This is a genomic window from Anaerobacillus sp. 63XJN7_4_ISO-PGPR-S23-413 (assembly GCF_056173725.1).
This window is the reverse complement of sequence record NZ_CM149688.1, coordinates 3029050-3054921: the sequence shown is the minus strand read 5'-3', so window position 1 is coordinate 3054921 and position 25872 is coordinate 3029050. Positions and strand designations below refer to the sequence as shown.

At 39.9% G+C, this 25872-nt stretch carries 29 protein-coding genes; 24 read left to right on the top strand and 5 right to left on the bottom strand.

Annotated elements, in window-relative coordinates:
* Window positions 1–8 precede the first annotated feature (8 nt).
* The 3 genes from AC0VYO_RS16135 (at window position 9) to AC0VYO_RS16125 (ending at window position 1650) form a co-directional block, all read left to right on the top strand.
* On the top strand, window positions 9–857 hold the full coding sequence (locus AC0VYO_RS16135; RefSeq protein ID WP_430241447.1) for an EcsC family protein: 849 nt from the start codon (window positions 9–11) through the stop codon (window positions 855–857).
* On the top strand, window positions 854–1357 hold the full coding sequence (locus tag AC0VYO_RS16130) for a MogA/MoaB family molybdenum cofactor biosynthesis protein (protein WP_475365612.1): 504 nt from the start codon (window positions 854–856) through the stop codon (window positions 1355–1357). The genes AC0VYO_RS16135 and AC0VYO_RS16130 overlap by 4 nt, the downstream gene beginning before the upstream one ends.
* A gap of 134 nt (window positions 1358–1491) precedes the next feature.
* Window positions 1492–1650, top strand: coding sequence for a hypothetical protein (locus AC0VYO_RS16125; RefSeq protein ID WP_226614667.1), 159 nt, complete (start codon window positions 1492–1494; stop codon window positions 1648–1650).
* An 84-nt stretch (window positions 1651–1734) separates the two neighbouring features.
* On the opposite strand, the gene AC0VYO_RS16120 is transcribed toward AC0VYO_RS16125, so the two are convergent.
* On the bottom strand, window positions 1735–3060 hold the full coding sequence (locus AC0VYO_RS16120) for a purine-cytosine permease family protein (RefSeq protein ID WP_475365611.1): 1326 nt from the start codon (window positions 3058–3060) through the stop codon (window positions 1735–1737).
* Between the two features lie 127 nt (window positions 3061–3187).
* On the opposite strand from AC0VYO_RS16120, the gene AC0VYO_RS16115 reads away from it, so the two are divergent.
* The 13 genes from AC0VYO_RS16115 to AC0VYO_RS16055 all read left to right on the top strand — a co-directional run bounded on the left by AC0VYO_RS16115 (window position 3188) and on the right by AC0VYO_RS16055 (window position 12542).
* Window positions 3188–3562: a hypothetical protein gene (locus AC0VYO_RS16115; protein WP_194219278.1), complete on the top strand. Its 375-nt coding sequence runs from the start codon at window positions 3188–3190 to the stop codon at window positions 3560–3562.
* A 56-nt stretch (window positions 3563–3618) separates the two neighbouring features.
* Window positions 3619–3990: a fluoride efflux transporter FluC gene (locus tag AC0VYO_RS16110; RefSeq protein WP_475365610.1), complete on the top strand. Its 372-nt coding sequence runs from the start codon at window positions 3619–3621 to the stop codon at window positions 3988–3990.
* On the top strand, window positions 3990–4328 hold the full coding sequence (locus tag AC0VYO_RS16105) for a fluoride efflux transporter FluC (RefSeq protein ID WP_475365609.1): 339 nt from the start codon (window positions 3990–3992) through the stop codon (window positions 4326–4328). Before AC0VYO_RS16110 ends, AC0VYO_RS16105 begins: the two co-directional genes overlap by 1 nt.
* A gap of 135 nt (window positions 4329–4463) precedes the next feature.
* Window positions 4464–5582 (top strand): alanine dehydrogenase, encoded by a 1119-nt coding sequence (gene ald, locus AC0VYO_RS16100; RefSeq protein ID WP_475365608.1) that lies wholly within the window; start codon window positions 4464–4466, stop codon window positions 5580–5582.
* A 132-nt stretch (window positions 5583–5714) separates the two neighbouring features.
* Entirely contained in the window at window positions 5715–6182 is a 468-nt protein-coding gene (locus AC0VYO_RS16095; protein ID WP_475365607.1) for a DUF3939 domain-containing protein, read from the top strand.
* 53 nt (window positions 6183–6235) lie between these two features.
* Window positions 6236–6742 (top strand): DUF4178 domain-containing protein, encoded by a 507-nt coding sequence (locus AC0VYO_RS16090; RefSeq protein ID WP_475365606.1) that lies wholly within the window; start codon window positions 6236–6238, stop codon window positions 6740–6742.
* 14 nt (window positions 6743–6756) lie between these two features.
* Window positions 6757–7428: a PspA/IM30 family protein gene (locus tag AC0VYO_RS16085; RefSeq protein ID WP_430241435.1), complete on the top strand. Its 672-nt coding sequence runs from the start codon at window positions 6757–6759 to the stop codon at window positions 7426–7428.
* A gap of 26 nt (window positions 7429–7454) precedes the next feature.
* Window positions 7455–8015, top strand: coding sequence for a DUF4247 domain-containing protein (locus AC0VYO_RS16080; RefSeq protein ID WP_475365605.1), 561 nt, complete (start codon window positions 7455–7457; stop codon window positions 8013–8015).
* Window positions 8016–8033: 18 nt separating this feature from the next.
* Complete coding sequence (locus AC0VYO_RS16075; protein WP_430241431.1) at window positions 8034–8429, top strand: DUF350 domain-containing protein; 396 nt, start codon at window positions 8034–8036, stop codon at window positions 8427–8429.
* A gap of 29 nt (window positions 8430–8458) precedes the next feature.
* Window positions 8459–10003 carry a polyamine aminopropyltransferase gene (locus AC0VYO_RS16070; RefSeq protein ID WP_475365604.1) on the top strand — a complete coding sequence of 515 codons (1545 nt, stop codon included), beginning with the start codon at window positions 8459–8461 and terminating at the stop codon, window positions 10001–10003.
* 99 nt (window positions 10004–10102) lie between these two features.
* A complete protein-coding gene (locus tag AC0VYO_RS16065) occupies window positions 10103–10783 on the top strand; it encodes a metal-dependent hydrolase (RefSeq protein WP_194219288.1) in 681 nt (226 codons plus the stop codon).
* A gap of 104 nt (window positions 10784–10887) precedes the next feature.
* Window positions 10888–11124 (top strand): hypothetical protein, encoded by a 237-nt coding sequence (locus AC0VYO_RS16060; protein ID WP_194219289.1) that lies wholly within the window; start codon window positions 10888–10890, stop codon window positions 11122–11124.
* A 107-nt stretch (window positions 11125–11231) separates the two neighbouring features.
* On the top strand, window positions 11232–12542 hold the full coding sequence (locus tag AC0VYO_RS16055; RefSeq protein WP_194219290.1) for a DRTGG domain-containing protein: 1311 nt from the start codon (window positions 11232–11234) through the stop codon (window positions 12540–12542).
* A 52-nt stretch (window positions 12543–12594) separates the two neighbouring features.
* Here AC0VYO_RS16055 and AC0VYO_RS16050 read toward each other — a convergent pair whose 3' ends face one another.
* On the bottom strand, window positions 12595–12900 hold the full coding sequence (locus AC0VYO_RS16050; RefSeq protein WP_430241427.1) for a YtpI family protein: 306 nt from the start codon (window positions 12898–12900) through the stop codon (window positions 12595–12597).
* A 108-nt stretch (window positions 12901–13008) separates the two neighbouring features.
* On the opposite strand from AC0VYO_RS16050, the gene AC0VYO_RS16045 reads away from it, so the two are divergent.
* Window positions 13009–13947, top strand: a complete 939-nt coding sequence (locus AC0VYO_RS16045; RefSeq protein ID WP_226614647.1) for a DHH family phosphoesterase — start codon at window positions 13009–13011, stop codon at window positions 13945–13947.
* 63 nt (window positions 13948–14010) lie between these two features.
* Here AC0VYO_RS16045 and AC0VYO_RS16040 read toward each other — a convergent pair whose 3' ends face one another.
* The 3 genes from AC0VYO_RS16040 to AC0VYO_RS16030 all read right to left on the bottom strand — a co-directional run bounded on the left by AC0VYO_RS16040 (window position 14011) and on the right by AC0VYO_RS16030 (window position 15137).
* A complete protein-coding gene (locus AC0VYO_RS16040; protein WP_098444518.1) occupies window positions 14011–14202 on the bottom strand; it encodes a YtzJ family protein in 192 nt (63 codons plus the stop codon).
* 96 nt (window positions 14203–14298) lie between these two features.
* Window positions 14299–14805 (bottom strand): sporulation membrane protein YtrI, encoded by a 507-nt coding sequence (ytrI, locus tag AC0VYO_RS16035; RefSeq protein WP_194219293.1) that lies wholly within the window; start codon window positions 14803–14805, stop codon window positions 14299–14301.
* The gene (locus tag AC0VYO_RS16030; protein WP_194219635.1) at window positions 14802–15137 is read right to left on the bottom strand and encodes a YtrH family sporulation protein; all 336 of its coding nucleotides are present in this window, start codon (window positions 15135–15137) and stop codon (window positions 14802–14804) included. The genes ytrI and AC0VYO_RS16030 overlap by 4 nt, the downstream gene beginning before the upstream one ends.
* Before the next feature lie 220 nt (window positions 15138–15357).
* On the opposite strand from AC0VYO_RS16030, the gene AC0VYO_RS16025 reads away from it, so the two are divergent.
* The 7 genes from AC0VYO_RS16025 (at window position 15358) to pyk (ending at window position 25724) form a co-directional block, all read left to right on the top strand.
* Window positions 15358–18711, top strand: coding sequence for a DNA polymerase III subunit alpha (locus AC0VYO_RS16025; protein WP_475365603.1), 3354 nt, complete (start codon window positions 15358–15360; stop codon window positions 18709–18711).
* 124 nt (window positions 18712–18835) lie between these two features.
* Window positions 18836–20080: an NADP-dependent malic enzyme gene (gene ystJ / locus AC0VYO_RS16020; RefSeq protein WP_430241481.1), complete on the top strand. Its 1245-nt coding sequence runs from the start codon at window positions 18836–18838 to the stop codon at window positions 20078–20080.
* 173 nt (window positions 20081–20253) lie between these two features.
* Entirely contained in the window at window positions 20254–20898 is a 645-nt protein-coding gene (locus AC0VYO_RS16015; RefSeq protein WP_475365602.1) for a FadR/GntR family transcriptional regulator, read from the top strand.
* 36 nt (window positions 20899–20934) lie between these two features.
* The gene (gene accD, locus AC0VYO_RS16010; RefSeq protein ID WP_430241416.1) at window positions 20935–21792 is read left to right on the top strand and encodes an acetyl-CoA carboxylase, carboxyltransferase subunit beta; all 858 of its coding nucleotides are present in this window, start codon (window positions 20935–20937) and stop codon (window positions 21790–21792) included.
* Window positions 21792–22769: an acetyl-CoA carboxylase carboxyl transferase subunit alpha gene (gene accA / locus AC0VYO_RS16005; RefSeq protein WP_475365601.1), complete on the top strand. Its 978-nt coding sequence runs from the start codon at window positions 21792–21794 to the stop codon at window positions 22767–22769. Before accD ends, accA begins: the two co-directional genes overlap by 1 nt.
* Before the next feature lie 115 nt (window positions 22770–22884).
* A complete protein-coding gene (pfkA, locus tag AC0VYO_RS16000) occupies window positions 22885–23844 on the top strand; it encodes a 6-phosphofructokinase (RefSeq protein WP_226614638.1) in 960 nt (319 codons plus the stop codon).
* A gap of 125 nt (window positions 23845–23969) precedes the next feature.
* On the top strand, window positions 23970–25724 hold the full coding sequence (pyk, locus tag AC0VYO_RS15995) for a pyruvate kinase (RefSeq protein ID WP_475367798.1): 1755 nt from the start codon (window positions 23970–23972) through the stop codon (window positions 25722–25724).
* The last annotated feature ends 148 nt before the right edge of the window (window positions 25725–25872 follow it).

Below are 25872 nucleotides of genomic sequence, written 5' to 3'. Positions count from 1 at the left end.
GAATTTGAATGGTGTGGACAGATAGAGAACAAAAAAGAATGAACGGCATAATTCAATGGGAGGAAGAGCACTTTACGCATCATGCAACGGACGTAGAGCGCACTTTCCAGAAATGGTATGACTATCAGCTTAATCAGCTAGAGTCACCAACGAAAAACCGTTTGTATGCTGTAATTGATTCAGCTCTTTTTCATATGCATTCGCTTATACAAAACTCACAATCGCAAGTGGATGCCAGTCATCGATTGTTAACGGATGCAAGGTTATTTGATCCTAAAATTGAACAAATTCAGGATATGAAAAACCTCTCGATTGATCACCTTGTTTACATAGCAGATCAACAAATTGCCCGTCAGCGAATGGTATCATTTGCTCAAGGAGGACTTGCTGGAACGGGGAGTTTTCTACTGCTGGGTCTTGATATACCTGCTGTACTTGCTATTAACTTGCGTACTGTTCAGCTAATAGCGATGACATATGGCTATCCAGTAAACTATCCTTCCGAAATGATGATCGCTCTTAAAGTATTTCACATGGCAACATTACCGAAAGTGCTACAAGAACAAGCCTGGAAAACGTTAGAGGAAGAGATAAAGCATGAGCAAACGCATCCTTATTTTTATGAAGGGCCTGAAGAAATTGCAGACGGAAATTGGCTACAAGGACCAATGAAGCAAATTATAAAGGGAACTGTTCTTATGATGTTAAGGAAAAAAGTAATTCAAGGAATACCGCTTCTTGGAATTGCCATGGGAGCGGGAGTGAACTATAGATTTGCGCGAACGGTAAGTGAAACCGCACATAAATTTTATCAGAAACGTTTCTTGAATGAGCTTGAAAAGGGGGACGTAGGATGAGTGCAGAAGATCACAAAAAAGATGCACCATTGATTCGAGCTCTCATTGTAACCGTGAGCGATACAAGGACAGTTGAAACGGATAAAAGCGGAGATGTTATTTATTCCTTACTTGAAGAAAACAATCATATGGTTGGGCAAATGAAAATCGTAATAGATGAACAAGAAGAGATCCGCCAGGCGATTCAAAAAGGTATAGATGATAAAGACGTTGATGTTGTGCTATTAAATGGTGGAACTGGAATATCCAAAAGAGATGTTACGTATGAAGTTGTTGAAGCTATACTCGAAAAGGAGCTTGCGGGATTTGGAGAACTATTCCGCATGATTAGCTATACAGATGATATTGGTACTCCAGCGATGCTTAGTAGAGCCATTGGTGGGGTGACAGGTGAAACGGCAATATTTGCTATGCCTGGGTCTTCAGGAGCAGTCAAATTAGCAATGTCGCGATTACTGCTACCGGAGTTGCCGCATATTGTCCGTGAGCTCCATAAATAAAGAATGTCTTGTAACGAAATTTATGTGACCATCCATTCCGATTTCAGATTCAATCATCCTATTTTTAGAAGCATTTTTCATCCTTGCTTTGGAAACAATATAAGCGCAAGTCCGAAATGATAGGAGGATGTCTTATGGCTGATAAGAAAAAGGAACTGATTTACGATGAGAATGGCGAAATGGCCGTGCATCAGCAGTTGAGTGAATCATACCAGAGTGGTGTCATTGATCAAGAAGAAACTAAAAAAACAAAAGAATTACCACGGAAAGCTGACAGGAAAAGTTATTATTAAAAAGCAAAAAGTTCATGCTGAGCGCATGAACTTTTTTATTTATGATCGTTTTGAATTGCTGTTTCTAATGGAACTTCACCATGATTAACGAACTGGGAAGTAACGAAAAGCGAGATAACATCCACCAGTTAGGAAAAATGAGAGAAAACCTGGTGAATAGGATGCAGGAAGAATAATGTAAAAGATAAGACCAATTAAAATCGCGACAAACCCTGGTCGATTCAAGAGCTTGGCCTTCTCAGATAATTCCTGGAGCATCGCTGAAGTAAACCTTCCTTTTTTCACAATAATAAAATCAGTCACGATTACAGCTGATAACGGGATAACGAAGGCTCCAAGAAGTGAAATAAATGACTCGGCCTGGTTAACAAAAGTAGGGAATCCACTTAATATAACAGCGGCACAACCTAGTAATACCGCACTTTTTACTCGACCAAGAGAGGGGAATGTATTAAGCAGACTATATCCTCCTGTATAAGCATTGCTAATGTTAATCATAATCATCGAGCAAAGGGCTGAAGCAAAAATGAGTATCAATAGGAGTGGTGACTGTGTTTGTTGACTCGTGATTAAAAATGGGTTCCACGTACTAGCTACTGAAGCGGTGTAGGCTCCGAGTAGTGCTGTTAATGTGAAACCAATCGTATTTCCTGAGAAGATTCCCCAGAATGCATGCTGAGTGGATTTTGCGTACCTTGCCATGTCTGAAGAACTACTAACACCTGATACATACTGCACAAAAGCGAGGCTGGCAAAGAAAAAGAAAGAGCCTAGTTCAGGACCGTGTTTAACTGATAGAACGGTTGAGTAACTCTTCCCGTTAATAGGAGTCTGAGAATACACAAACAACATGGCAACTCCTCCGGCAAATAGAAGAGGGAGAAAGTACCTTGTGGCTTTTTTGACGGCATTGAATCCTATTAATGCAAGTAAAGCCATTACTGAAGCGAGAAATAGAGATGTTGGTAGAAAAAGAAGGTCGATTGAAAAAGCACGTTTCATCAGCTCTACAACCATATAAGTACCTCCAATGGTTTGTACAGAAAACCAATAGAGCGACGTGATGGTTCTTACGGGAGAGGCGAAGTATTGAGCTCCTTTCAGACCAACAAAAGCTCTTACTGCATACTGTGAAGGGATACCTCGACGTGCCCCTGGAAAAGAAAGGTAAGACACGAAAAGGAATGCAAGACTTGCTCCAAATACAGTGGCGAGAACTGCCCATACAAAACTAAGGCCGCCTTCGAGGACGGCGAGAGCTGGGACGAGAAAGTTACCGGCATTGACAGAAACGGTCATTTGAATCATGGCATACTCATACCATCTTGTTGTGCGTAATTTTTCTGGGACTGATTCAAGCCCATAACGCTCAATTTGAATAGTAGAAGAGGTTTTGCTTAGACTGCTCATATTATCTCCTTTAAAGTTACGGACTTATCTTTATTTTAGTTCGCAAAAAAGAATGAAGCAATCCTGATTGCTCGGTTAGGAATAATATTTGCTGTTTACACTCAGCATAAGGGTGAGGTGATTAATAATGAAAAAGTTTGTTGTCATAACCTTTGCTATTTACTTGTGTCTATTTACAATTCGAGCAGAGGCTTCTACATTAGAAAACAGCTTCTCGTTTAAATGTATGGTAGTAACAAATGGAGTTGAACATGAATGGGAATTTTCCAGTCCGAACGAATTTGAGGTAGAGAATGGAACGGTCGTTGAGAAAGGTGATCGTGCAAAAGACGAAGTAGAGGCGTTATTTCAGCATTTGGAAGTAACTGAAATCGCGCGCGTAGAGGAATTAGTAAAGAAAATGGACACCTTTGGTTATAAAAATGCAGAGCGATTTGAGTTGAAATGGATGGATGCAAGTGGAAGATTATATACTTGGGTCTGGAACCAAAACGATCGGTAGACTTTGAATAGCGGTTTCGTTAAGATGAGGAAAGACGTGAAAGGAGCCGCATTCAAGTGAAGAATAGTTTTGCAGTCGTTTTAGGTGGTGCAATTGGTGCTACACTACGAGCGGTGGTGGGAACCATATTGAATGGCAGTCCCTTATCGACTTTTATAGTAAATATAGTAGGTTCCATTATCCTTGGGTTTTTCTATCAATACAATCATTCAAACAATCGCTTTTCAGAGCCAGCGAAAAAAATGATTGCAACTGGCATGATAGGATCATTTACGACTTTTTCAACCTACTCCCTTGATCTTTTGGTCTACATAAAAGATGGTCAGTTTATTAAGATGGGCCTTTATGGGGGCGGCACTATTGTAAGTGGAATTCTAAGTGTCTTCCTTGGAGTCTTACTAGCTAAAAGAACGAGGAAGGTGACGTAATGGAGTGGTTAATGATTGCGATCGGTGGAGGTATAGGGGCATGGCTTCGATATATAACGGCATTAATAGTTAACCGATGGAACACTTCTCAATTCCCGCTAGCCACTCTACTTGTTAACCTCATAGGAAGTTTCATACTAGGGATGGCTTTCGGAGCAGGCGATTGGGGGACTGGGATATCGACTGGATTTCTCGGAGCACTAACGACTTTTTCCACCTTTATGTACGAGGCTTTTGAACTAGGCTCAATAAAGCTTTGGCTTTCTGTTACATATATATCAATTAGCTTAATTGGCGGGTTGTTAATGGTGGCAGTGGGGTATATGATAATGGTGTAAAAATATTCCGATAACTAATACGATCTATTGATGAAATAGATTCACCCCTTAAGTCATTCCCTCATTTAATGGTATTAAATGTTATACAATAGAGGTAACAGTATATGGCTCGTTAGAGATAAAGGAGGAGTATCAATGCATATTGGAGTGCCTGTTGAGGTTAAAAACAATGAGAACCGTGTAGCAATGACCCCTGCTGGCGTATTGACCTTAACGCGATTAGGTCATGAAGTTTATATCGAAAAAGGAGCGGGCGTTGGATCTGGTTTTGGGGATGATCAGTACCTTGAAGCTGGAGCTCATCTAGTAGAGACGGCCGCTGAAGCGTGGTCGAAGGAAATGGTCATGAAAGTAAAGGAACCACTTCGAGAGGAGTATGTCTACTTTCGTGAGGGTTTGATTTTATTTACATATCTTCATCTTGCTGCAGAATCAGAATTAACCAGGGCTCTTGTAGAAAAAAAAGTTATCGGAATTGCCTATGAAACCGTTCAGTTACCAAATGGCTCGCTACCTCTTTTGACACCCATGAGTGAAGTTGCTGGTCGGATGGCGGCTCAAATAGGGGCTCAATTTCTTGAGAAACCTAAAGGAGGACTCGGTATTCTTCTGGGCGGTGTCCCTGGGGTTAAAAGAGGTAAAGTAACGGTTATTGGTGGAGGAGTCGTCGGAACGAACGCAGCGAAAATTGCGATGGGGCTTGGTGCCGATGTGACAATTATGGATTTAAGTCCAGAACGAATGCGTCAGCTTGATGACATTTTTGGTACTGAGATTAATACGATGATGTCCAATCCACTTAATATAACAGAAGCCGTGAAAGAATCAGATTTAGTGATTGGTGCAGTGCTTATTCCAGGGGCAAAAGCACCGAAGCTTGTAACAGAAGAGATGATCAAAGAAATGAAGGCGGGCTCTGTTATTGTTGATGTAGCAATTGATCAGGGAGGTATTTTCGAAACAACCGATCGTATCACAACTCATGACAACCCGACATACACAAAATATGATGTTGTTCATTATGCGGTAGCGAATATGCCTGGAGCTGTTCCGCGTACATCAACCATTGCCTTAACGAATGTGACTGTACCTTATGCCGCTCAGCTTGCGAATAAAGGTTATAAAAAAGCCTGTCTTGAAAATGAACCTTTGCTAAAAGGAATTAATACGATGGACGGATTTGTAACGTACGAAGCAGTAGCTGAAGCCCATCAGCTCACATATAAAAATGCTCGCTCACTCCTTGAAAAATAGAAGTAGAAATAAAGCAGCTAACCGTTAGCTGCTTTATTTTTTTATCGTATTAAAAAGCTTAGAAATTTTCATCAGCGTTGAAGGGTTTTTATATAGTTATACGAATCATAAGAGAGGGAGGTGAATCATCAAATGGCTTTTTGGAGTAAAAAAAGCATTAAAAACAATCCGCAACATTCAATCGGGATAATAGATGCAAGCCTTCATGAGATACGACAGGCTGTCGGAGCATTTGCTGAAAAGAAAAGAGATGGGATCTCGTTGAAAGTATTGGTAAAAGAAAATAATGAACTTGATTCTTCTCTCCTCGCTCCCCATCTTGGAGGCATTCCTTCTAAATCATTTTATATGTCAAAAGAGACATTCGAACTCTTTGAAGAGGAAAACCGTCACATTCCTTTTTGGATTGATGCAGTGCAAAGAGCGGTAGATGCATACATTCGTTCTGAAAAAGCACCTCCAATTATTGAAGGAGACCCGTATAAAAAAATTAGTTTTTTTAAGCTAGAGAAAAAAGCTCTTTTAACAGAACGACCGCCACTGGATTTCTATTTTACAGAACAGGAAAGTATGGTTACACATAGAAAACGGGAAAAATAACGGGAACATTTTTCTCGATCATTCGTATGAAAGAGAGGATGGGAGGTCGCGGTATGAGTTTTTTATCAAAGTTTTTTGGAAAGAAAGAAGAGAAGAAGGTAGAAGAAAGAACGGTTTTTACGATTCAGGTAGGAGATATCATCACATATGATCTTGAGGATTATGAGGTTGTGGGGACGCTAACATATCATAATAAAGGTTACGAATGGCAAGCATACCAGTTAATCTCAGGATCATCTTCGATCTGGCTTAGTGTTGAAATGGATGATGAACTAGAGCTAGGCATTTATCGAAATGTAAAAGAAAAAATCTCGAAACCAATTCCTGAAGAAATAAGCATTGATTCCGTTACTTATTATAAAGAGGAACATGGTTACGCAAAGGTGACGGGCAATGGACGAGGAAGTAATCTAGATGGACAGGAAGTCGAGTATTATGATTTTTCCAATGAAGATGAATCAAGTTATCTATCCATTGAAGTCTGGGGTTCCGAAGTAGAAGTGAGTAAAGGTTACGCGATTGAAGATTATGAAATCAAAATTCTTGCTGGAAGCAAATGAGAGGATGAAAGCGAATGTTTAAAATGTTTAAAAGAGTAAAAACGATTATGTCTTCTGAATTAAACGCTGCACTTGATAAAGCGGAGGATCCCGTAAAAATGCTAGAGCAATTTATGAGGGATATGGAAGCGGATATAAGAGAAGCAGAAACCGCTGTTGCAAAACAAATCTCTAATGAAAAGATGTTAAAGAAAAAATGGGACGATGCTAATTCTATGGTGACTAAGCGTCAGGGGCAAGCTGAGAAAGCTCTCCAAACTGATAACGATGATCTTGCAAGAAGAGCGCTTCAGGATAAGAAAGATCATGAAGCCAAAGCGGAAACATTAAAGGTATCGTACGAAAGAGCAAAAGCTGACGCCGACTCTCTTCGCTCAAAATTAGATGAAATGAAAGAAGAATATCGTCAAATGCAACTGAAGAAAGATAGTTTGAAGGCTCGAGCTGAGTCAGCTAAAACAAAAACAAAAATGAATCGCGCCATGTCTGATATTGGTGGTGATGATTCTAAACGAGGATTTGAGCGTATGGAAGAAAAGGTCCTTCAATATGAGGCAGAAGCTGAAACAAGTGAAGATATGCGTTCCAAAAATCGTTCGCTTGATGATGAGCTTGAGGCCCTCGATAAAAATAATGGAATCGATGATGAATTAGCTGAGCTAAAGAAAAAAATGGGGAAAGAATAACCTTTCCCCTTAAATGGGGTGGAAGAATGAAATGGCTAATAGGATTGCTGACAGCATTCATTCTGCTCTTATCGGCATGTGGGATTACGAAGGATATTCTCGAAATTGTTGAAGACCGCTATCAGCTTGAAGATGTTGTAGCGAGTAGCGTGGATTCAAACGATACCTCAAAGGTCTATCTTGCTGAGGAAGATATTCCTTCTGTTGCCACCTATCTTAAGGAACAAATAAAGCCGAATGAAGTCAGTGAATTAAAAGAAGGTAAGCAAATTCTTGTTTATGATGACTATATCGTTACATTAGAAGAAAGTGATGAGCCATCAAACACACTAGTTGAAGTTGCGACAGTTGGCTTTGTGAGAGATAATTACCAGCCGGATTTCTTTGATGGGTTGCTAGCTTACTACATTCTTGATGAAATACTTGATGTAGACGACTGGGGCAAGAAGCAGAAGAACCGCTGTCAGAGCGCTAGCGGAAATTGTTATGGCGGTTATGGATCTACTGGAGGTTCATATAAAGGACCGTCCACGATTCCATCATTCCGAGGATCTAATCGTGGGGGCGGACCTGGAACAGGAAAATAAACAAAGGAGGATCATGACATGGGGCCATTTCTATTAACATTTTTTTATTTTATAGCGGCGATTGTCGTTGTTGTAGTTGGATTGATTGTGTTTGAATTGATCACGACGAAATATAAGGACTGGGAACAGATTGAGAACGGGAACACGGCCGTTGCACTTTCAATAGGTGGTAAGATAATCGGGATTTGTTTAATACTAGCATTCTCTATATACCATAGTTCGGATGTTCTCGAAACAATTATTTGGGGAGCGTATGGTGTAGTGCTTCAATTAGTTGCCTATTATATTTTTGATTTTCTTACTAGACGATTTTCGGTTGAACAGAAGCTTAGTGAAGGTGTCGTATCAATAGGCATTCTATCGATGTGTGTTTCAATAGGCCTGGGCTTAGTAGTAGGAGCATCAATTACGTAAAAAGAAATGATCAGCTGAAGGTGGAAGTCATGAGCAAGACGTTAAGTAAAAGCAGTCAATTGTACTGGGCTTCAGGAATTGTATCCATTTGCGGTATTATTTTTGAAGTGCTGTTCGGCGCACTGGGTTCTTACATACTCGGAGACGGGGTTAAGCAATACACGTTAACTATTTCGCTCTTTCTAACAGGTATGGGTATTGGCGCATCATTGAGTGAAAAGGTAGTTAAAAACCTGATTACGAGATTCATTGCAATTGAGCTTCTTATTGGCTTAATTGGAGGATTTTCAAGTTTTGCTGTGTTTGGAATTACAGCTTTTGCGGGAGAAGAAGCAACAGCCATTGTACTCTATTCCATTATTCTCATTGTTGGTGGACTAACTGGTCTTGAATTACCCATTCTTATTCGGAAAGCGAATGAGATTGGCGTGGAAATGAACAAAAGCACGGCCAGGGTGCTCTTCTCTGACTATGCTGGGGGACTTGTAGGAGGAATGTTATTTGCTTTTTACCTTCGTCCGGAATTCGGTCTAGTAAAATCAGCCTTCCTTGTAGCTATTGTAAACATTCTCGTTGCATTTTGGATGATTTATTCATTTAGAAAAGAGATCGTCTATCAAGGAATCTATATTGGAGTAGCCTTTCTTCTGTTTGTACTAATGATTGGTGGGACTTTATTTGGAGAGGAGATGGCGTTCTCATTTGAGCAGCGCCTATACAAAGACCCCATCATTTACTCTGAGGAAACATCCTATCAGAAAATAACCTTAACGAAGGAGCAGGGAGATCTAAGACTTTATTTGGATGGACAGCTTCAGTTTAGCTCAAGTGATGAACATAGGTACCATGAAACACTTGTCCATATTCCTATGGCTGCTGTTAAAGAAGCGGAGGATGTTCTTATACTTGGAGGTGGAGATGGACTTGCGGTTAGAGAGCTACTTAAATATGACGATCTGAAATCCATTACGGTAGTGGATCTAGATCCGGAAATGGTAAAACTAGCGAAGAATCATCATTTATTAATGGAATTAAATGAGCATTCACTTGAGGATAAACGTGTCGATATTCATAATGAAGATGCCTTTCAATACATTGAAAAACAGAAAAAAATGTTTGATGTCATCATATCTGATCTCCCAGATCCAAATAATGAGTCTTTGAATAAGCTTTACACGTGGGAGTTCTACTCTTTATTGCGCAATCATTTAGATGTAGATGGGGCGCTAATGGTGCAGGCGACTAGTCCTTTATTTGCGAGGGAAGCTTATTGGACGATTGATCGAACGATTTCAGAAACTGGACTACGAACGTCAAATTATCACGTTGATATTCCAAGTTTCGGGAACTGGGGTTTTGTTATGGCAACAAGGAATCCTGTAGCTCAAGAGAAATTGGATATTTCAGTTCAAACCGATTATCTTTCAGACGAGATGATTCCATCTCTTACTGTATTTGGTAAAGATGAGGACAGTCACATGGTGAAAGATGGCAATAAAATCAGCTTTGAACCTAATACTCTAATTCGCCCTCATTTAATTGAAAAATATGAGAATGCCTGGTTGTATTATTAGTTTAGATCGTTTATCAAAGGGAACGTAATAAGTAGAGAACCCACTTCCTAGCGTTTTAGGGAAGGTAATGAAACCCAATTGTTAAAGGAGCGATAACAAATGAAAGTTACATTTCATGGTCATTCAGTTGTAGAAGTTGTTACGAACAAAGCAAAAATTTTAATTGATCCTTTTATTTCCGGTAATGGTCAATGTGATTTAGATGCGGATCAAGTTACTTGCGATGTGATATTGCTAACACATGGACACAATGATCACGTTGGTGACACAGTTGAAATTGCAAAGCGAAACGATGCATTAGTCGTAGCTCCATTCGAACTTGCTACATATCTTGGTTTTAAAGGTGTTAACACGCATCCTATGGCAATCGGTGGGGCGCATGAGTTTGAGTTTGGTAATGTGAAGCTAACTCAGGCATTCCATGGTTCGAGCTACACTGAGGAAGAAAACCAGCAAATCATTTACACAGGGATGCCAGCGGGTATTCTCTTTAGCGCAGAAGGTAAGACGGTCTACCACGCGGGTGATACTGGGCTTTATTCTGATATGAAGCTATTATCTAATAAGCAAATTGATCTTGCGTTTCTACCAATTGGTGATAATTTTACTATGGGTCCTGAAGATGCAGCTATCGCTGCAAAATGGATAGGAGCTGAAATAACCGTACCAATTCACTACAATACTTTCCCGCTTATTGAACAAAATGGCGAGGCGTTTACTGAAAGCCTTGAAGGTACAAAAGGTAAGGTTCTTCAAACAGGAGAAACAATCGAATTGTAATCAAACACAAAACCGATGCCCTGCATCGGTTTTGTGTTTGATAAGCGTATTAAATACGCGGACTTGAACATACCCTTTTAGAAAGACTATGAGGGGGAATCATTGTGAAACAACGATTGTTTTTATCCGTCTTGTGCATTCTGTTTTTGATGTATGATGCTATGCCGCGCTTTCAAATTGATTTAACGCTAGAAGGTGCTTTTTTTAGTCTCTGGCTTTTATTTGCCATTATGGCACTTGGTGGAAATCTTTCTGGATTATTTTTTGGAAAGCAAGAGAGAAAACCTATGACAGTTAATGATTCAGTAGAAGAATTAAGAAAAAAACAATACGGTCGTTGAAGTTATAGGTCTGTGTTATGTATAATGAAGTCAATTCAAACACCACTATAACAGAAGTAGTTTAGCTACTGATACAGATGTGCATGTAGAAAGTATGGTGAAAGAAATTGACAACGAAACATGAACAGATCCTCTCTTACATTGAAACGCTAGAAGTAGGAAGTAAAATATCCGTGCGTCAAATTGCTAGAGAATTAAAAGTTAGTGAGGGTACAGCATACAGAGCGATTAAGGATGCTGAAAACAAAGGGACGGTCAGCACGATTGAACGGGTTGGGACGATCCGAATCACAAAAAAAGAGAAAGAAAATATCGAAAAACTCACGTATGCTGAAGTAGTGAACGTCGTCGATGGGCAGGTGCTTGGAGGAAGAAATGGTTTACATAAAACCCTTCATAAGTTTGTTATCGGTGCGATGAAGCTAGAGGCTATGATGCGTTACGTCGATCCTGGTAGTTTGCTCATAGTCGGTAATCGCGACAACGTGCATAAAATTGCACTAGAAGCCGGGGCGGCTGTCCTTATTACTGGTGGTTTTGATGCGCAGGATGATGTGAAGAAAATGGCGGATGCATATGATTTGCCAATTATATCTACCTCCTATGACTCCTTTACAGTGGCAACAATGATTAATCGTGCGATATATGATCGATTAATTAAGAAAGAAATAGCTCTAGTAAGTGACATATTAACGCCGCTTACGAAAACGAGCTTTCTAGTGACCACAGAAAGTGTAGGTCGCTGGCATGAGCTAAATGAATCAACATTGCATAGTCGCTATCCGGTTGTGGATCCAAATATGAAGGTTCAAGGCATTGTGACATCTAAAGATATTTTAGGTGAACAGCATGAAACGTCAATAGCTAAGGTGATGACAAAACACCCGCTCACTGTTAATGAGCAAACGTCCGTCGCTTCTGCAGCTCATACAATGATCTGGGAAGGGATAGAGATGCTTCCTGTTCTCGATCAATATCAGCGACTTATCGGTATTATTAGTAGACAGGATGTACTTAAGGCTCTTCAAATGATTCAGCAGCAACCACAGATAGGGGAAACCTTTGACGACCTTATTACGAGTCAAATCAAAGATATTTCCACTGGATCGGAAAGTCGCTATAGCTGTGAGGTAACACCTCAAATGACGAGCCTACTTGGAACGTTATCTTATGGTGTTGTAACAACCCTAGTCACTGAAGCTGGGAGTCGAGTTTTGAAGAAATACAAAAAGGGTGATTTAGTAGTAGAAAACATTACACTTTATTTCATCAAACCGGTTCAAATTGATCATACAATTGAAATTGTGCCTAAAGTTCTCGAGGTATCAAGGAAATTTGGTAAAGTAGATGTTGAAATTTATCATGAAGGTGCGGTCGTAGGAAAGGCTCTTATGATGGCGCAATTGATTGATCGATAAAAAAACCGCCAGAAATAAATCCGTGGCGGTTTTACAAGTAAACATAGCGCTGTTAGTTTAGTTTCATATCCTTTGCTTCTTCGATTGCAAATGGAAGATAGTGTCGATACTTTTTATAGCCGACTGTAACGTTTACAAGACCAAGTAAAATAAAGACAGCGGCAACAATCACAGTGACCGTTGATAAAGAAACGGTAAGCGTATTAATGGCAAAAAAGACAAGGAAAAGTCCGAGTGCAATGCTTGCTTTTGAATTAAGCCATTGAGTTGTTGCGACACCGTTATGTCGAACAGCTTTTACTCGATAAAACAAATAGAAAACGATTGAAAAGACAATTAATATGACAAAGATAGGCATGACTGTTTTCCTCCATAATTCAAGGTTCTTTTCTATTGTATAGAATTTAGTACTGAAAATCTATGACATATACGTAACAATTGGGAAGCGGTCGAAAGGAGAAAGTTGATGAAGGAACAAATATTAGATGCTATCGAACAATATGAGACCATTATAATTCATCGTCATGTGCGCCCAGATCCTGATGCACTTGGCTCGCAGGGAGGACTTGCCGAGCTTATACAAACTTCTTTTCCAAAGAAGCGTGTGTTTACGGTTGGTGAAGAAGAACCATCACTTACATTCCTGAACCGAATGGATGAGGTTCAGGATGAAACATATCATAACGCACTTGTCATTGTTTGTGATACGGCGAATCAGCCTAGGGTTAGTGATAACCGATACCGTAATGGCAAGCTCTTAATTAAAATCGATCATCATCCAAATGAAGACCCTTATGGTGATCTTCTCTGGGTGGACACTTCTTCAAGCTCTGTTAGTGAAATGATTGTCGATTTGTACCTTACTGCTAAGGAACGAGGGTACAAGCTTTCTGAAAAAGGAGCTTTTCTTCTTTATGCAGGTATAGTAGGTGATACCGGACGTTTTATGTTTTCTAATACGACTCAGCGTACCTTTATGTATGCAGGTGAGCTCTTGAAGTTTGGTGTAGATACAGGCTCTTTATATAAGGAACTATACAAAACGGAACAGCATATCGCTCGCTTAAACGGATATGTCTTACAGCATTTTGAAACATCAGAAACTGGTGCTGGATGGATGAAAATCACAAAAGAAACAGTTGCTTCATATGGCGTAACGGCTAGTGAGGCATCACAGCTAGTGAATACTTTCTCTAATGTAGCGGGTTTGAAGGCGTGGGTTTTCTTCATTGAGGAACCAGATCAAATTCGTGTTCGTCTTCGTTCAAAAGGGCCTGTTGTGAATACAATTGCTGCTCAATTTAATGGTGGCGGACATCCAATGGCTGCGGGGGCAACTGTTTATTCGTGGGCAGAGGCTGATGACGTTCTTGCGGAGCTAGACAAAGTGTGCGAAGAAGTATAATAACAAGTTAAAAGACCGGGGTCTCCTTTATTGAGAGAGCGCCGGTCTTTGTTGTTACCACATTTACACTTGATCATGCGATTTAGGTATAAACCACGAACCAAAGCTTGTCACGTCTTCGTGCACGTCGATGTTAAGTGATTGCAATTCCTTTTTAATTAGAGCAGTCATTTCGTGTGACTCTGCGTAAGCGGATCGCCCATTCATTAAATCAGCAATTTTCGCTCTCGCGATTTGTTTGCGATCAATAACCATCGCGCCACCTCCCAATTTTCTATACTCTTATCATATACTACACCTAAGAAAATTGCGACTTGTCTGACAAAAGGTCACAAAATAGTTTTATTTTCGCTATTGAACGAGTTCAATTGTAAGCACCACCTCGACTGTTGTCCAAAGAATAAATTGCTTCACTTTAAAACCATATTTAATATTGTCAATCATGAGCGTTTTGTTTTCGAGGGATTGAATGATAAAGCTTCTGGTTCTAGAAATCGCTCCGAGATCCTTGTTGAGAAGATCATTTAATTCGGTTTGAATTTCTTTCTTTAACTCGTGGCGCGTTAATGAGTTTAATGGTAGATCATTATCTTTCTCGAAAGTGACTTCGATTTTTTTGACGAGAAGAGTTTTTTCGATTTCTTTATTATTATAATTTACTTGATCATCGAGCAATGTTTGATTTTGGGTTTTTAAGTCCGAGATTTCAATTTTTTGTTCTTTAATCGTTGTGATCTGCTTTTCGTACATAATGCCGAATAGCATCAGAAAGAATAACCACCCAAAGATGACCCCTACAGAAAGACCTGCAAGAAATCGTTGCCACCCTTTTCTAGAATAAATTTGCGGAACTCTCATAAGGAAGAGCGTTCCTGAGTAAGCCAGTTAATGATCTCCATACCTGCCTGCGCCCCACCAAGCGCACAGAAAATCCATAAAAATTGGCGCATGATTTCATCTGGAGAACCACTGAGAAAACTTCTTTCCATGTTATTTATCGTATCAAATGTTCCGCCAATTGCTGCGGCAATCGCCCAGATTTTTAATCTTTGTGCAACGATATAGATCCAGTGTAGTGGTGGCTCACCAGAAAGGAATGCCCCGATTCCTCCGATAATTGACCCTCCAACAATCACACCAAATGCAACGAAAAACGCGATAATTAATGTTACGAGAGTTACTCTCTCCATTTTGATTCCTTCTTTCGTATCAAATTTCATGAAGTAACTTTTTCTGTCTTCACAGCACATAAAAAGTTGAAGAAAAAGTGTGTGATTATAAATCAGCCTATTTTTCGCTTTTAGTACAGCCTATGCAATTAGGAGAGAGGGATATGCTTGATAATGTTTGTTTGAGAAGGTGGAAGTATTTATAATAGAAAGTAATAGCAAATTGAGAGTGGGATTATATATGGAATTTGTGCATCTTCGTGTTTACAGTGAATATAGTCTGCTAGATAGCCCAAGTCGAATTGAATCACTTGTTGAATCTGCAATACAAAAAGGATTTCAGTCTATGGCTCTGACAGATAAAGGAACAATGTATGGGACAATTCCATTCTATAAAGCATGTCAAGCAAAGGGAATAAAGCCAATAATCGGACTAGAGGTAAGCGTTGGGGATGAGTCTTCTCTCCATCAGCGGGACCAACATTTGGATAACCTTGTTCTACTTGCTGTTAATACGGAAGGTTATGAGAACTTATTGAATATCAGTACGCAAATGCAAAGTACAGGGGGGCCACAACCATACATAGATAAAACAAATTTATTTGAAAGATCAGATGGTCTCATTGCCTTATCTGGGACCCTTCATAGTGAAATTGGAAAAGCCCTTCTTTATGAAGAAGATACGGTCGCCTTACAAATGGCAATGGAGTATCAACGTGTTTTCAAAGAGGGATTCTATCTCGAAATGCAGGATCATTCTCTTAGAGAAGAAAGACACCTTAACTTGTTAATTTCCAAGCTTGCCAATAAAGCGAACATTCCATTAACCGTTTCAAATGCGGTTCACTATATTAATCAAGAAGATGGGGAAGCACATGATTGCTTAAGGTGTATTGATACAGGGCAACGTTATGAAGAGAAAGACAAGGTGGCCTTACCTAATCATGAATATTATTTAACCTCTGAGGAAGAAATGAGAGAGCGGTTTAAGGGTTATGAGGAAGCTCTTGCAAACACAATTAAGATCGCCGCAAGATGTTCTGTCGAACTGAATTTCGAACAAACGCACTTACCCGTTTATCCAGTTCCTGACGGAAAATCGGCTTTTGAGTTCTTGAAGGAGATATGTATAAACCATTTAGCTGAGCGATATCACGATCCAGGTATACATGTGACGGACCGATTAGATTACGAACTTTCAATTATCAATGAGATGGGATTTAATGATTATTTCCTAATTGTTTGGGATTTCATGAAATATGCTCATGATCATCATATGATTACAGGTCCGGGGAGAGGATCGGCGGCTGGCTCTCTCGTTGCTTACTTATTGCATATAACAGATGTGGATCCTATCGAACACAACCTTCTATTTGAGCGCTTCTTGAATCCAGAACGAGTTACGATGCCAGATATTGACATCGACTTTCCTGATGTAAGAAGAGATGAGGTCATTGAATACGTTTACGAGAAATACGGACATGACCGAGTAGCCCAAATCGTAACATTCGGTACGCTTGCTGCAAAAGCTGCAATTCGTGACGTTGGAAAAGTATTAGAAGTAGATACGAAGCTTCTGGATGCGATGTCTAAAGCAGTTCCTTCAAGACCTGGAATGACGTTGAAACAGGCAAAAGAAGAGTCAAAAGCACTCATGGATCTCATATCATCTACCTCTGAAGGAAAACAGGTTTTTGACATAGCAAGTACGATTGAAGGGCTACCACGTCATACATCAACACATGCCGCAGGAATTGTTATTTCAGCTGAGCCGCTTACGAAACATGTACCTTTACTTGGTGGTCATCATATTAGTTTGACGCAGTTTCCCATGAACGATTTAGAAGAAGTAGGTCTTTTGAAAATGGACTTTCTTGGACTTCGAAATTTAACTTTAATTGAAGGGATATTAAATGATATCGAAAGTGAAACAGGCGTGCGCCCTTCGCTTTCTACAATTCCAATGGATGATCAACCTACCTTCTCACTGCTGCAAAAAGCTGATACAACAGGTGTTTTTCAACTTGAATCTGATGGCATGCGTCAAGTGCTGAGGAGGCTGAAGCCAACTGAATTTGAAGATATTGTTGCTGTTAATGCTTTATATAGGCCGGGTCCAATGGAAAACATTCCGCTCTTCATTTCAGGTAAACATAAAGAACGTTCAATTGATTATCTCCATCCAGATCTTGAACCAATTCTAAAATCAACTTATGGAGTTATCGTGTATCAAGAGCAAATCATGCAAATTGCATCAAAATTAGCAGGTTTTTCTCTTGGAGAAGCGGATTTATTAAGAAGGGCCGTATCTAAGAAGAAGCGTGAAGTTCTTGAATCTGAAAGAGAGCATTTCGTTAGTGGTTGTCTTGCAAAGGGATATCCTAGAGAAACTGCTGTTAAAGTATATGAGTACATTGTCCGATTTGCGGATTACGGATTTAATCGGAGTCATGCAGTAGCTTATAGCGTGATTGCTTATCAACTAGCTTATTTAAAAGCTAACTATTCACGTTACTTCTTTTCGAGTCTATTAACATCTGCAATCGGAAACCAAGATAGACTTGCTATGTATTTATCAGAAGCGAGACAGAAAGGCATGACGGTTCATCCGCCGTCAATCAACAAAAGCAAAGAAACCTTCACTGTTGAAAATGAGGCCTTGAGATTCGGTTTGCTTCCAGTAAAAAATGTCGGTAAAAATGCTATAGAAGAAATCTTAGATAAGAGGAATCACTTTTATAAAAGCCTTTTTGATTTATGTGCAAGAATTTCACTAAGAATAGTAAATAAGCGCGCACTTGAATCGTTGATATTTGCTGGTACGATGGATGAGTTCGGGGTAAGTCGTTCTTCGATGCTCGCTTCACTCGAAGGGGCCATGAACTATGGCTCTGAACAAAATGGACAAAAAGGTTTTTTTGAAGATGGTGAGGCTGAACCAGCTTACGAGAGCGTTCCCCCTTTTGATGAAAAAGAAATGCTTGCATTCGAGAAAGAAGCAATTGGGTTTTATTTAACAGCCCATCCTCTTGATCCCTATTTAGAAAATTTGAAGGGATACGTAAGAGATGTTACGAGGGACGCCATCAATGCTTCAGATCGAGCTCCATTAAGGTTAGCTGTAGAGGTATTGAAGGTCAGAAGTATTCGCACGAAGAAAGGACAAATGATGGCTTTTCTAACGTTGGGTGATGAAACGGGAGAAATAGAAGGAGTCGCCTTTCCTGATGTTTGGGAGCAATTGGAGAGTCTTTTATCGAGAGGGCAATTTCTTTACGTTGATGGTGTAGGGCAGAAACGAAATGATCAAACGAATATTATTATTTCTAGAGCGATGAAGCTAAGTGATGTTCAACCAAAGAAAGAGAAGAAAACCTTATTTCTGAAAGTTGAGCCTCACCATAAAAGTATGCTAAGTGAAGTGAAGGGAGTGCTTCGAAACTATGAGGGTGATGCAGAGGTCGTAGTTTATTATAGTGAAACAGATAAAACCGTAAAGCTCGGTAAAGAATGGCTTGTAAACCCTGATACTGACTGTCTTCACGCCTTGAAAAAATTACTTGGTGAAAACAATGTTGTGAAAAAGCCTCGATGAAAATCTTTACAGCTAATGGTGATTTGTTATAATGGTGAAAATAGAGTGGTCTGACCACTGCCCAATTGTACTAGGGAAATTGTTAACATCATCTAATGCTTCTGAAAAAAGGAGAGTGGGTTTATTGTCCATTACGAGAGAAGAAGCTCTACATATTCACAGAGTGAGACAAGGAAAACTAGAATCTAAATCGAAGGTGCCGGTTCGAAACGCTACGGATTTAAGTCTAGCTTATTCACCAGGTGTTGCAGAGCCTTGTAAAGAAATTTATGATGACAAGAATAAAGTATATGAATATACGATGAAAGGAAACATGGTTGCCGTCGTATCCGATGGCACAGCCGTTCTTGGACTTGGAAATATTGGGCCGGAAGCAGCACTTCCTGTAATGGAAGGGAAAGCAGTGCTTTTCAAAAGTTTTGCTGGTGTTGATGCATTTCCTATTTGCTTAAATACGACTGATGTAGATCAAATTGTGCAGACAGTAAAGTTAATGGAACCTACTTTTGGTGGTATTAACCTTGAAGATATTGCTGCCCCTAATTGTTTTGTAATCGAAGAAAGATTAAAAAAAGAAACAAATATCCCTATTTTCCATGATGATCAACACGGCACTGCCATTGTTACGGTAGCAGGGCTTGTCAATGCTTTGAAACTATCAGGTAAGAAAATGAGTGAAATTAAAGTCGTTATCAATGGTGCTGGAGCTGCAGGCATCGCCATTATTAAGCTTTTGAATCGTTTTGGTGTAAAGGATATCATTATGTGTGATTCGAAAGGTGCTATTTACGAAGGCCGTTCTTATGGAATGAACGACGTGAAGGCAGAAGTTGCGAAGTATACAAATCGTGACAAAGCAGAAGGGTCATTGAAAGAAGTTATTTCAGGCACAGATGTTTTCATTGGGGTTTCAGTTGAGGGAGCACTGACGAGAGAAATGGTCGAATCTATGAACGACGATCCAACTATTTTTGCAATGGCTAACCCTAATCCTGAAATCATGCCAAATGATGCAAGAGAAGCAGGAGCTAAGGTTATTGGTACTGGGCGATCAGATTTCCCAAATCAAATAAATAATGTTCTAGCGTTCCCTGGAATTTTCCGAGGCGCACTTGATGTTAGAGCAACTCATATTAACGAAGATATGAAGGTTGCTGCTGTACATGCTATTGCAGAACTTGTTGCTGAAGAAGATTTGAGCGCCGACTACGTTATTCCCGCACCGTTTGATCCACGAGTAGCACCTGCTGTTGCTGCTAGTGTAGCGAAAGCTGCGATGGAGACGGGTGTGGCTCGTATAAACGTAGATCCTGAATCAGTTAAAGAAAAGACACGTTCTCTCGCTATTATTGAAGAAGATAACGAGTAAGTGGGGAAGAGCTTGACTTTCTCACTTTTTTCTTGCATTTTATTTATGGAGAACATGAAAAACAGCTTATCTTCTAAACATTCATTTTGGTTAAGAGGCATTCACGGTTCCAAACCGCAAATGTCTACTTTTCCTATTTGTTTTCAGTCAGGAAAGGGTGTTGATTTCCCATGATGAGTCAGGGGAAAGTTTATCAGAATATCCTTCAGAAAATAAAAGCGATTATTTATAACGATGGTTTACAAACCGGTGATAAGCTCCCTTCGGAAAGGGAGCTTTCTGAGCGCTTAAATGCCGGAAGATCTTCCGTAAGAGAAGCGTTAAGATCAATGGAAATGCTTGGTCTAATTGAAACTCGTCGAGGAGAAGGGACATTTATTGCAAATGCTAGAGATCATCGACTTGTAGAAGTCATTGCCTCCTTTATTCTAAAAGATACTAAGTCTAAAGAAGATCTGTTAGAAACTAGAAGGTTAATTGAAAAAGATATTCTAAGGGTGGCGTGTGATCGAATCTCAGATGAATATCTTGATCGATTAAGAACTATGATGGAATATAAGGACAACTCTTCCGGTCGAAATATTTTTTCGACTGAATTTGATACAGCTTTCTTCCGAGTTATTGTTTCATCAACTCATAATCATCTACTCATGAGGTTATGGGGAGAGCTTGCGGATTACCATCAGACAATTTGGCACCAGTTAACTTTCCGCCCTAAAGAGTATTATGAATCCATGATTGATGCATTGACTTCTAGGAATAAGGAAAGTGCCATTTGTTTATTTGACACGTATGAAATAAAAAAAGCGGAAGAATAGCAAATATGTTTGATATTGTGAAAGGGATGGTCAACTTTGTTAAAGGATCTATTCAACAAGAAGAAGAAGTATGCGACGGTTCCCTCAGATAAAATAAAACAAGATGTACCTGAAGGCATTATGACAAAGTGTCCAGGGTGTAAAAGTATTATTTATACGAAAGAGCTGGAAAAATCGCATAAGGTTTGTGTGAAATGTGGGTATCACCATCAAATGTCAGCCCCTGAAAGATTAAAGGATACGCTTGATACAGGTTCTTTTACAGAACTGGATGCAGATATGATTTCAGAAAACCCGCTCTCTTTTCCGGATTATGTTGAGCGTTTGGAGAAGGATCAAAAGAAATCCTCATTGAATGAAGCGGTTGTAACGGGTGAAGGAACAATAGATGGCTACCGAACAGCTATTGCAGTAATGGATGCACGTTTTCGAATGGGAAGCATGGGTTCAGTGGTAGGAGAAAAAATCACAAGAGCGATTGAGCATGCGCATAAAGAAAAAATCCCGTTTATTGTCTTTACTGCATCGGGCGGTGCTCGAATGCAAGAGGGTGTTTTGAGTTTGATGCAAATGGCGAAATCCAGCGTAGCGCTTAAAAGATTTAGTGATGACGGTGGACTATTCATTTCTATAATGACACATCCTACAACTGGTGGTGTATCAGCGAGTTTTGCTTCTGTAGGCGATTTTAATTTCGCTGAACCTAAGGCTTTGATTGGCTTCGCTGGTAGGCGAATTATTGAGCAAACGATTCGTGAAGATCTTCCAGAAGATTTTCAGACAGCTGAATTTCTCCTTCATCATGGTCAGTTGGATCGCGTGATTCATCGAGCTGATATGAAGAAGATACTCGGTCAGGTACTAATGATTCATGGAAATGGAGGTGAAGAATAATGGCACAGAGACTTGATTTTGAACGACCTCTCCAAGAGTTAGAAGATAAAATTACTGAATTACATTCTTTCATGGAAGAAAAGAATGTGGATCTTAATGATGAGGTTTCTCGTCTTCAAAAAAGACTTTCAAAAATGGAAGAAGAAATTTACGAGAATTTAACAGCGTGGAACCGTGTCCAATTGGCTAGACATCCTGAACGTCCCACAACTTCTGATTATATCGATCGTATTTTTGAGAACTTTCTTGAATTGCATGGTGATCGACTGTTTGGTGATGACGAAGCGATTGTAGGTGGTATTGCAACCTTTGAAGGAAAACCTGTTACGGTTATCGGCCATCAGCGTGGTAAAGATACAAAAGAGAATCTTAGACGAAATTTTGGAATGCCACATCCTGAAGGCTATCGTAAAGCGCTTCGTCTCATGAAACAAGCCGAAAAATTTCAACGTCCCGTTATTTTTCTCCTAGATACTAAAGGAGCGTTTCCTGGTAAGGCAGCGGAAGAAAGAGGGCAAAGTGAAGCGATTGCACGTAACTTGATTGAAATGGCGGGGCTAACCGTTCCAATCATTTGCATTGTTATTGGAGAAGGTGCGAGTGGAGGTGCGTTAGCGATTGGCGTAGGTAATCACGTGCACATGCTTGAAAATTCATGGTATTCCGTTATTTCTCCTGAAGGAGCTGCGGCTTTGTTGTGGAAGGATTCTGGTTTAGCTCAGCAGGCAGCTGATACTATGAAAATCACGGCGCCAGATTTGAAAGAACTAAATGTCATTGATGAGATTATCCCTGAAGTAAAGGGAGGGGCTCATCGGAATACGGAAGAACAGGCGAAGGCGATTCAATCGGCACTTGTCAAATCACTTGAAGAACTGACACAACTTTCCAAACAGGAGCTTGTGAATCAACGCTATGAAAAATACAGAAATATTGGACAATATACGTTTGTAACCGATACCATTGGCTTAAAATAAGGAAAGTGCTTTCTCGTTATAGAGAAAGCACTTTTTTGCGATGTAGCTTAGCTATTGTATTCAACGACCGTATTTGATATTTTAATAACACAAAGAATTAATGAGGTGAACAGTTATGAAACGTATTGGTGTACTAACCAGCGGAGGAGACTCACCAGGAATGAACGCTGCTATTCGAGCTGTCGTTCGAAAAGCAATCTACCATGATATTGAAGTTTATGGGATCTACCACGGATATACCGGGTTGATTAATGGAAATATAGAGAAAATGGAAATCGGTTCTGTAGCTGATATTATCCATCGTGGCGGTACAATGTTATATTCTGCTCGCTGCCCTGAATTTAAGACACTTGAAGGTCAACTGAAGGGTGTAGAGAACTTAAAGAAATTTGGTATTGAGGGTCTAGTCGTAATCGGAGGAGATGGATCCTACCGTGGAGCTCAGAAATTAACTGGTCATGGCTTCCCGACGATTGGAATTCCAGGAACGATTGATAATGACATCCCTGGAACAGACTTTACGATTGGTTTTGATACAGCACTAAATACAGTTATTCAAGCTATTGATAAAATTCGTGACACGGCGACATCTCATGAGCGTACATATGTGATCGAGGTAATGGGACGTGACGCAGGAGATATCGCTCTTTGGTCAGGTCTGGCTGACGGTGCTGAATCAATCCTCATTCCTGAGGAGAAGTTCGAGTTGTCCGATATCTTGAGTCGTCTGAAGCGCGGCCATGATCGCGGAAAACGTCACAGTATTATTGTTGTTGCTGAAGGTGTTGGAAGTGGTGTTGAAATTGGGAAACAAATCCAAGAAGAGATGAACATGGAAACACGTGTAACCGTTCTTGGTCACGTTCAACGTGGTGGTTCACCAACTGCTTCGGACCGAGTTCTAGCAAGCCGTCTTGGAGCACGTGCTGTTGAACTTCTACTTGAAGGAGCAGAAGGGCGAACAGTTGGTATTCAGAACAACCAAATTGTTGATATGGATATTAACGAAGCACTCGCTCTACCACATGAAGTCAATCAAAAAATGTGTCAGCTTGCAAAGGAATTATCTATTTAAAAAGACCTTAAGTGGTTCACCCCTTTAAACATAAGGGGTGTATCGTAATGTCTGAAAATGTTACATAACATAGTTGTTATGAAGAAAACTAATTGAAGCATAGCTTTTTAGGAGGAGACAGACCCATGCGCAAAACTAAGATTGTCTGTACGATTGGACCAGCAAGTGAAAATGAACAAACTCTAGAAAAATTGATTAATGCAGGGATGAACGTTGCTCGTTTGAATTTCTCACATGGTGATTTTGAAGAACACGGTAATCGTATTAAATCAATCCGTGCAGTTGCTGAAAAGCTCGGAAAAAACGTTGCGATCCTTTTAGATACAAAAGGCCCGGAAATCCGCACGAACAATATGGAGAACGGTGGGATCGATCTTGAGGCTGGTCAACAGCTTATCGTTTCTATGGAAGAAGTACTTGGTACAACAGAGAAAATCTCTGTCACATATCCTGACCTTGTTAATGATGTTCATGTTGGATCTAAGATTTTACTTGATGATGGATTGATTGAACTTGAAGTAAAGCAAATTGAGAAGAATGAACTTTATACTGAGGTTCTAAATAATGGAACATTGAAAAACAAAAAGGGTGTTAACGTACCAAACGTGAGCGTTAACCTTCCTGGTATTACAGATAAGGATGCTGCAGATATTGAATTCGGCATTGAACAGGGTGTAGACTTTATTGCTGCGTCATTCGTTCGTCGAGTATCCGATGTTCTTGATATCCGTAAACTTCTTGAGAAGCATAAAGCAACTGACATTCAAATTATCCCTAAGATTGAAAACCGTGAAGGTGTTGATAACATCGATTCCATCCTTGAGATTTCAGATGGTTTAATGGTTGCTCGTGGTGACCTAGGTGTTGAAATTCCTGCTGAAGAAGTACCTCTTGTACAAAAGCAGCTTATTAAAAAGTGTAATGCACTTGGAAAGCCTGTTATTACTGCAACACAAATGCTTGATTCTATGCAGCGTAATCCTCGTCCAACTCGTGCGGAAGCGAGTGACGTTGCCAATGCTATTCTTGATGGCACAGATGCAATCATGCTTTCAGGTGAAACAGCTGCAGGATCTTATCCGGTAGAAGCTGTTCAAACTATGCATAACATTGCTTCTTATACTGAAAAATCATTAAACTTCCGTGAGCTTCTTTCTGTAAGAAGTAAAGAAACAGAAACAAATACAACAAATGCGATTAGTGAATCAGTAGCTCACACAGCTTATAACTTAAACGTCCCAGCAATTATTACAGCTACTGAGAGCGGACATACAGCGCGTATGATTGCTAAATACCGTCCGAAGGCACCGATTGTAGCTGTAACAAATACGGCTAGCGTATGCCGCAAGCTTGCTCTTGTATGGGGCGTTCATGCACAAGAAGGACACAAAGTATCAACAACAGACGAAATGCTAGAAGTTGCAGTTGACGCTTCAATCCAGTCTGGAATTGTAAATCACGGAGATACAGTTGTTATTACTGCTGGTGTTCCAGTTGGAGAATCTGGTACAACGAACTTGATGAAAGTTCACGTTATCGGTGATATTCTTGCAAAAGCTCAAGGAATTGGGAAAACATCTATTTCAGGAAGAATCGCTATCGCAAAAAATGCTCAAGAGGCGATTGATAAAGCAGATGGAAACACAATTCTAGTTACGATTGGCTCTGATAAAGATATGGTTCCTGCTCTAGAGAAGGCAGCAGGACTTATTACAGAAGAAGGCGGACTTACTTGCCATGCTGCAGTTGTAGGTCTTAGTCTTGGACTACCTGTCGTAGTTGGTCTTGAAAATGCGACAGAACTATTCGAAGAAGGTCAACAAGTAACACTTGATGCAACGACTGGAATTATTTACAACGGGAAAGCAAGCATTCTATAAGCAAGATTGAAACTTTTAAAAGGCTGTCGAGAAAATCGACAGCCTTTATTATTTAACTTATTTTGGGTATTCTTCACTGGGGATTAGGTTAATGGTGCAATTGAGTTCGAAAATTATTTTAAATCACGTATAATAGTGTTAACGGGAC